Annotated in this window: 2 protein-coding genes; both read right to left on the bottom strand. The window is 70.4% G+C overall.

The annotated features are described in order from the left end of the window. Nucleotides 1-809: alpha/beta fold hydrolase (locus B4M60_RS12510; RefSeq protein ID WP_291084453.1), on the bottom strand; the 809-nt coding region annotated here is incomplete at its 3' end. A 59-nt stretch (nucleotides 810-868) separates the two neighbouring features. Next, nucleotides 869-1,036 (bottom strand): glycine betaine ABC transporter substrate-binding protein (locus B4M60_RS12505; protein ID WP_291084513.1); only part of this gene is annotated, 168 nt, incomplete at its 5' end.

Genomic DNA, 1,036 nt, shown 5'->3' with positions numbered 1-1,036 from the left:
TGGGTGGCGCACACGGCGTGACCCGCGTGGACGGGGAACACCGCGCTGCGGGGCAGCAGGTCCGCCATCTCGTCCTGGATCCACTGGGGGAACGCGATGTCGCGGGTGGTCTTGATGATCGCCACCGGCAGGTCCAGTTCGTGGAGCCAGGACGTGGAGTTGAAGCGGGCGACCTCGCCGATCACGGTCCGATGGGTGGCGAAGGACACCGAGGACAGTTCCCGGAGCGCCCAGGCGTGGGGAGAGGGGGTCTCCTCGCTGATCTCCCGGGCGATCTCGACGGGCACCGCGTTGAGCAGCGGACTCGACCGCAGGAACCCGCCGAGGGTGATCTTCTCCAGCGCGTTGCGCTCGGCTCCGGTGCCGGTGGCGGCCAGCACCAGTCCGCCCAGGCGGGACGGGTCCGTTCGGGCGGCGAGCTGGGCCACGAGCCCGCCCATGGAGTAGCCACCGATGATCGGGCTCTCCAACCCGAGGTGGTCCACCACGCGCAGGACGTCCTCACCCAGCGCCTGGAACCCGAAGTCGCCGTGGTGGCCCATGCCGTGCCAGCGCTGGTCGAAGGCGATGAGCCGGTACTCGCCCTGTAGGCGCTGGAAGGTCTGGTACCAGTTGAGCATCCCGGTCGCGGCCATGCCGTGCAGCAGGACCACCGGCCTGAGGTGCTCCTCCCCGGTGTCGTAGAGCCTGGTCGTGACGTCGTCGGCGAGGGTGACGATCCTCCCCGCCGGCAGCCGGGACATGTCCGGCGCCATGCGCGGCAGCCGCGACGCCGCCCGCGGCAGCGAGCCGAGCGAATTCCTGGGCATGTGCATCCTCCTCTGGCACCTGCCCCCGATTGTCCGCGATCACCGGGCCGGCCGCACGGTCATTCCGCGGAGACGAGTCCCCGCTCCACCAGGAAGTCCCTCGCGACCAGGGCGGGGTCGTCGCCGTCCACGTCGACCCGCATGTTGAGCTCCACCATCACCTCGTTGGTCAGGACGTCCACGAGCGGGGCCAGGACCTCCTCGATCTCCGGGTGGGCGTCGAGGAA

The sequence above is a fragment of the Dietzia sp. UBA5065 genome (genome assembly GCA_002415925.1).
In the GTDB taxonomy this organism is placed as follows: Bacteria; Actinomycetota; Actinomycetes; order Mycobacteriales; family Mycobacteriaceae; genus Dietzia.
This window is presented reverse-complemented; position numbering and strand designations above follow the sequence as displayed.